The following is a 6186-nucleotide window of genomic DNA, read 5'->3' on the forward strand; positions in this document are numbered from 1 at the left end:
GACATGCTCGTCGGCATCGCCAAAATCACCGTCAACACCAAGTAACACCCACCCGCAAAAGCCGCCCGGTGCAGGGTCTGCACCGGCGGGGCGTGCCACGGTACCTCCTGTTGGAGGTCCGTGGCACTGTGCGTATACCGTAATGATTACAGGGCGAAGCAGCGCTGCCTGATCCGTCTCCTGATAAGGATGTTTGAAATGACCGCAGCCCTGGTGGATGTTGTTCTCCCGTGTCTGAACGAGCGCGGTGCCCTGCCGTGGGTGCTCTCCCGGCTGCCCGAAGGATACCGGGCAATCGTTGTGGACAACGGCTCCACCGACGGCTCCGCCGAACTCGCAGCCAGCCTGGGTGCGACAGTGGTCCATGAAGCACGGAAGGGTTTCGGCGCCGCCGCGCATGCCGGCCTCCTCGCCGCGACGTCGGAGTTTGTGGCGTTCTGCGATTGCGACGGCTCGCTGGATCCGGCCGGGCTGCCGGAGCTGGCCGGGCCTGTCCTGGGCGGTACTGCGGATCTGGTGCTGGGTAGCCGCCGGCCCCAGCGCGGTTCCTGGCCGCTGCACGCCCGCATCGCCAACCTCGTACTGGCGTGGCGGCTCCGGCGCCTAACCGGGGAACGGATCACGGACCTGGGCCCAATGCGGGTCGCCCGCCGTGAGGGTTTGCTTTCCCTCGGCTTGGCGGACCGGCGCAGCGGCTATCCCTTGGAGATGTTCCTCAAGGCAAGCCTGCGCCGTTGGCGGATCGTGGAGCTGCCCGTTCCCTATGCCCCCCGCACCGGCAAGTCGAAGGTCACCGGGACTCTCCGGGGCACCCTGACGGCGGTAAAGGACATGTCCGCGCAGCTCCGGGCCGCCAAGGCCGTCACCGAGGCCTCCGCTGCGTTGCCGTCCGGACCGGTCCGCGGCGCGGCCGGCAACGAATGATGGTTATGGAAAAGAGCGTGGATCTTACCGTGGCGGTCATCGCCAAAGAGTGCGTGCCGGGCCGGGTCAAAACCCGGCTGAGCCCGCCTTTGAGCCCAGAAAATGCGGCGGCACTGGCCCAGGCGAGCCTGAGCCGCACCCTGGCGACCGTCCGGCTTCTCCCGGTCCGGCACCGGATCCTGGTTATGGACGGTACTCCTTCGCCCGCGGACGCAGCAGGCTACACCGTCGTCCCGCAAGTAACCGGCGGGCTGGACGAACGGCTCGCCGCGATCTGCGACGCCACCACCGGGCCGCTGCTCATCGTCGGGATGGACACCCCACAGGTCGCGGCGGACCACCTTGGAGCGCTCCTGCGCGACTGGTCCACCGTGCAGGCGAGCCGCGACGCTTGGCTCGGCCCGGCCGCCGACGGCGGCTTCTGGGCCCTGGCCCTGCGCCGGCCCGACGGCGCCCTGATCCGCGGCGTGCCGATGTCCACCGACACCACCGGAACTGCGCAGCATGCCCGGCTGACCGCCGCCGGGCTCACCGTCGGGTCCCTCCCCGAACTCCGGGACATGGACTACTTCAGCGACGCATTGCAGATCGCGGCGGAGATCCCCGGCACCGACTTCGCACACGCCGTAGACAACGCCGCCAGGACTGCCGCAGACCCGGCGCCGAAGTCACGCCCCCTGGAAGGAGCGCTGCGGTGACCGTCGCCGCGGCTGCCCCCGCTGCCGTGTTCGGCCAGGGCGACGCAGAGCCGTACGCCCGGGCCCTGCAACTCGGTGCAGGTAAGCTGACGCTGCGCCCCGAGGGCCGGCATTATCACACCGAGGCCGTGGAATTTGACGTCAGCGGCTGGTGTGAGGACGCGAACGGGCTCGAGCGGTCGCTGCTGGCGAGCCTACGCGGCCCGGTCCTGGACGTCGGCTGCGGGCCCGGCCGGCTGCTGTCCGCCGCCCGGTCACTCGGGCTGCAGGCTCTGGGCCTGGACACCAGCGCCGAAGCCGTCCGCCGCGCAGTCAACCGCGGCGAGCAGGCGCTGGAGCAGTCCGTTTTCGCGGCGGTCCCCCACACCGGTGATTGGCAGTCCATAATTTTGCTCGACGGCAACATCGGCATCGGGGGCAGCATCACCGCTTTGCTGCGCCGCTGCCGCCAGCTGATCACCGCGTGCGGCACCCTCCTGGTGGAGGTCGAAGCGGACGAATACCTCGACACCGCCTACCCCGCCGTCCTCGAAGACGAACATGGGAACCGCAGCGAGCCGTTCCGCTGGGCACGGACCGGCGGTCCTGGTCTGGCGGCCCGGGCCGACACCGGCGGCTGGACCGTCACGCACATCCAACGGCTCCAGGGCCGCGTCTTTTACCGGCTCTCCCCGGCTCCGGAGCCGACGCGCTCCAGGACGTAGACCAGGGCTGCGGCGACGACTGCCAAGGTCGCCCAGAACCAGAGCAGGTTGGCGGCATAGTCGGCTTCCAGCGCGCTGGTGTTAGGTGCCACGGACTGCGCCTTGAGCAGCACCCCCGCGATCAGGGTGACCACGGCGCCCGTCAGGAGCGCGCCGCGAATGATTGCCGTCGACGCCGGACGCAGTCGTGAGCCCATCCGGGTCAGGCCCGCTCCGGCCAGGGTGGCGAGCGGGACGATGACGCCGTCGTGGAGCAGGACGGCCACCGCAAGCCAGAGCAGCAGCCCAAGCAGCTGGGCCGGCCCGAGCTGGGTCGGCAGCCCCAAGAGCCCGTAGCCGATCACCGCCACCCCTGCCGTGCCCAGGACGATCCGGTAGATCTTCGCGGTTTTCACAGGACCTCCACAGTCTGCAGCCACTTTGTTTGCAGCACACCCGGGCGTCCGGGGGCGATGACGCGGGCCGGGTAGCCGTGGTCCAGATCGAGCGTCTGGCCGTTAAGTTCCAGGGCCACCAGGGTCTGCTCATCCTGCACATACGCTGCGGGCATCAGCATCGTCCGGTATGCGCCTTCCGGTTCCAGGCTGGTGACGCGCAGGGTGGAGGATGACGGGGCGCCGACGCCACTGACCAGGTCCCGGATCCGGACGCCCCGCCAGCGGGCCGTCTGGCTCCAGCCTTCAACACAGGCGATGGGAAGCTCTTGCTCGGACTGCGGCAGTGCTTTGAGCTGGGCCAGGGTGTACGAACGGCTGGTTCCCCGATGTGTAACTGTCAGCTTCCAGTCCGTGGAACCCGCCAGGTCCGCAACTTTCGCGTCGGCGGCCGTGCGGTTCACTGGAACGGACTGGGGCCCCGTGCCCATGTTCCGGGGTGCGAAGAGGTTCAGTGGGTCCAGCCAGGAAAAGGACTGACCGGCGGTTGTGGCCACCAGGGCCCCCGTGCTGGCCGCGACCCCGGTCAGGAACGCGCGCCGGGACCAGCGGCCCGGCGCCGTCTCGTCCGCCGGACCACTGCCGGAACGGGCGCGCCAGTTCTCCATGATCGCCGGAAGTTTGACGGCGATGTGGAGCAGCAGGGACCCCCAGATGACCCAGGCCAGCCAGAAGTGGGTTTCGCGGAACGGGAATGGCCAGGGATACCACTTGTAGGTATTGATCAGGCCAGTCGTCAGCTGCACCAGGGAAGAGGCGATGAACAGGGCGATGGAACCCCGTTCCAGGCCGTGCACCACGGACTTAACCGGTGGCCAGGTCAGCAGTTCGGGATACACCGACCATAACTTCGCCAGAAGGAGCGGGATGGCGGCAATGCCGGCCGTTACGTGTACTCCCTGGGTCAGCTGGTAAATCCAGGCAGGGCGGGTAAGGAAAAACATCCACGACGGTGGTTCCTGGAGCCCGTGGCTGAACAGGCCCGTCAGGAAACAGATGGTGAAGCTCAGCCCCAGCCAGCGTCCCAACACCACAGTCAGCCGGGTGCTGCGCGTCGGCGAGGCAAATCTGGCGGCCAAGGCGTTGGTGAGCTTTTCCATAGCTAGATCACACCATCATTCCTGCGCCCACGGTGCCGCCGGCCCCTGCGAGTCCAGAAAACATTGAGCCGCGGCCCGCGAAGAAAGCTGCGTGGGACGGCATCGACAGTGCCGGGAAACTCCGCTGAACGCGGCGGGCCCGCCGCGGCACCTCCCCCCCGGATGACAGGATGGTTCCTATGGAACAATCATTTGCCGGCACGGCGCAGGCGCGCATCGGAATCATCGGAGGATCCGGCACGTACGGGCTCCCTGGCGCAGTCGTCAAGGACACCGTCGACGTCGAGACTCCGTTCGGACCGCCGTCGGGCCCCATCACGCTGGCCGAGGTGGCCGGCCGGAGCGTGGCATTCCTGCCCCGCCACGGCGGCGGCCACTCTCTCCCGCCCCAGAAGATCAACTACCGGGCCAACCTCTGGGCTTTAAAAAGCCTTGGCGTCAAGGCTGTTATATCGTCCTCGGCGGTGGGCGGCCTGCACGAAGGCTACGGGCCGGAGACGTTTGTGGTCACGGACCAACTGATCGACCGGACCTGGGGGCGCGCCGATAGCTATTACGACGGCACAGTTGCCGACGGCGTCGAGCCGGCCGGCGTGCAGCACCTGCCGGCCTCGGAGCCCTTCTGCCCGGCACTGCGTGCACACCTCGCTACCGCGTTGCTGGCCCAGGATGTCTCCCATGTTTTGCGGGGGACCGTGGTGGTTGTCAACGGGCCGCGCTTTTCCACGAAAGCCGAATCCGCCTGGTACGTCAGCGGGGGCGCTGACATCATCAGCATGACCCAGTACCCCGAACCCGTCCTCGCCGCCGAACTGAACATGGGCTTCGCGAATCTGGCATTCATTACGGACTCGGATACCGGCCACGACGGTTCGGACCCGGTCACCGCCGACGCCGTGTTTGCTCGGCTGAAGAACGCCCAGGGTACTGTCCTGGCTGTGCTGGAGGCGACGATTGCCGCCGTCGATGATGACTACGCACCCCGTCCACTGATGGATCCGACGGCGGTGGACCGTGTGCTGGCGTTACCGGTTGTGCGCCGGGCGGTGTCCGCCTCATGAGGCTCCTTGTCACCGGCGGCGCCGGATTCATCGGTTCCCATATCGTCGACGCCGCCCTCGCCAACGGCTGGTCCGTGAGGGTCCTGGATTCACTGGACCCGGGCCTCCATCACGGACCGCCGGCGTTTGATCCCCGGGTGGAGTTGCTGACCGGAGACGTCACAGACCCCGACGCCGTTCACGGTGCGCTGGACGGCATCGACACGGTCTGCCACCAAAGTGCGAAAGTGGGCCTCGGGGTCAGCTTCGCTGACGCGCCCGACTATGTCCGCAACAACGACTACGCGACGGCGATCCTGCTGGCCGCGATGGAACGCCGCGGTATCCAGCGGCTGGTCCTGGCCTCCTCCATGGTGGTCTACGGCGAGGGTGCCTACACCGACTCCGTGACCGGTGCCCCGGTGCGGCCCGGGCCCCGCGCCGAAGCGGACCTGCGCGCCGGCGTCTACGATCCCCGCAACCCGGCGACCGGCGCCCTGCTGGACCCGGCGATGGTCACGGAGGACGCGCCCCTTGACCCGCGCAACGTCTATGCCGCGTCCAAAGTGAGCCAGGAGCATCTTGCCGCTGCGTGGGCGCGAAGCACAGGCGGCGAAGCGGTGGCGCTGCGCTACCACAATGTCTACGGACCGCGGATGCCGCGGGATACGCCCTACGCCGGCGTCGCGTCACTGTTCCGTTCGGCCTTGGCCCGTGGTGAAGCGCCCCGGGTCTTCGAAGACGGTGCGCAACGGCGCAGCTTCATTCACGTCCGGGATGTGGCCGCCGCGAATATCGCCGCCATCGAGTCCCTGGGCGCCGGCGGTGGCGCTGGATTCCGGGTCTACAACGTCGGAGCCGATGAGGTCCACACGATCGGCGACGTTGCAACCGCCCTGTCCCGGTTCAGCTCCGGCCCCGTGCCTGTGGTCACCGGCGAGTACCGGCTGGGCGACGTCCGCCACGTCACGGCGTCCTCTGAGCTGCTCAAGACGGAGCTTGGCTGGTCCCCGGCCGTGGGCTTTGACGAAGGCATGCTCGAATTTGCCAACGCACCCCTTCGCGGCGGCCCGGCCGCCTGAAAGGGGCGCGAACGGCTCCGGGATGTCGATCCCGCTGGCCGGCCCGCGGGAACACACACAAACTTGCTCAGGCAACAGCGAAGCCACGGCCCCCAAGAGCCGTGGCTTCACTGTTTCGCTTGCCCGCCAATTCGACCGGCAGGATTTAGGGGTGGGTGTTACTTGGTGTTGACGGTGATTTTGGCGATGCCGACGAGCATGTCG

General features: G+C 68.0%; 7 protein-coding genes. 5 read left to right on the forward strand and 2 right to left on the reverse strand.

Going from position 1 to position 6186, the window contains the following annotated elements:
• Nucleotides 1–198: 198 nt before the first annotated feature.
• The 3 genes from QK287_RS18135 to QK287_RS18145 are packed head-to-tail and all read left to right on the forward strand — an operon-like array spanning nt 199 to nt 2326.
• Nucleotides 199–924 carry a glycosyltransferase family 2 protein gene (locus QK287_RS18135; RefSeq protein ID WP_282361095.1) on the forward strand — a complete coding sequence of 242 codons (726 nt, stop codon included), beginning with the start codon at nt 199–201 and terminating at the stop codon, nt 922–924.
• A gap of 17 nt (nt 925–941) precedes the next feature.
• Nucleotides 942–1622 carry a DUF2064 domain-containing protein gene (locus QK287_RS18140; RefSeq protein ID WP_282361097.1) on the forward strand — a complete coding sequence of 227 codons (681 nt, stop codon included), beginning with the start codon at nt 942–944 and terminating at the stop codon, nt 1620–1622.
• Nucleotides 1619–2326: a class I SAM-dependent methyltransferase gene (locus tag QK287_RS18145; protein WP_282361098.1), complete on the forward strand. Its 708-nt coding sequence runs from the start codon at nt 1619–1621 to the stop codon at nt 2324–2326. The genes QK287_RS18140 and QK287_RS18145 overlap by 4 nt, the downstream gene beginning before the upstream one ends.
• On the opposite strand, the gene QK287_RS18150 is transcribed toward QK287_RS18145, so the two are convergent.
• Nucleotides 2281–2721, reverse strand: coding sequence for a hypothetical protein (locus QK287_RS18150; RefSeq protein ID WP_282361099.1), 441 nt, complete (start codon nt 2719–2721; stop codon nt 2281–2283). The two genes, QK287_RS18145 and QK287_RS18150, sit on opposite strands and share 46 nt — an antisense overlap.
• Nucleotides 2718–3860: a molybdopterin-dependent oxidoreductase gene (locus QK287_RS18155; RefSeq protein WP_282361100.1), complete on the reverse strand. Its 1143-nt coding sequence runs from the start codon at nt 3858–3860 to the stop codon at nt 2718–2720. Before QK287_RS18155 ends, QK287_RS18150 begins: the two co-directional genes overlap by 4 nt.
• Nucleotides 3861–4039: 179 nt before the next feature.
• Here QK287_RS18155 and QK287_RS18160 point away from each other — a divergent pair, with 179 nt between their 5' ends.
• A complete protein-coding gene (locus QK287_RS18160; protein ID WP_282361101.1) occupies nt 4040–4921 on the forward strand; it encodes an MTAP family purine nucleoside phosphorylase in 882 nt (293 codons plus the stop codon).
• Complete coding sequence (locus tag QK287_RS18165) at nt 4918–5982, forward strand: NAD-dependent epimerase/dehydratase family protein (protein ID WP_282361102.1); 1065 nt, start codon at nt 4918–4920, stop codon at nt 5980–5982. Before QK287_RS18160 ends, QK287_RS18165 begins: the two co-directional genes overlap by 4 nt.
• Nucleotides 5983–6186: the final 204 nt, after the last annotated feature.

It is taken from the genome of Arthrobacter sp. AL05 (assembly GCF_029960715.1).
Taxonomy (GTDB): domain Bacteria; phylum Actinomycetota; class Actinomycetes; order Actinomycetales; family Micrococcaceae; genus Arthrobacter.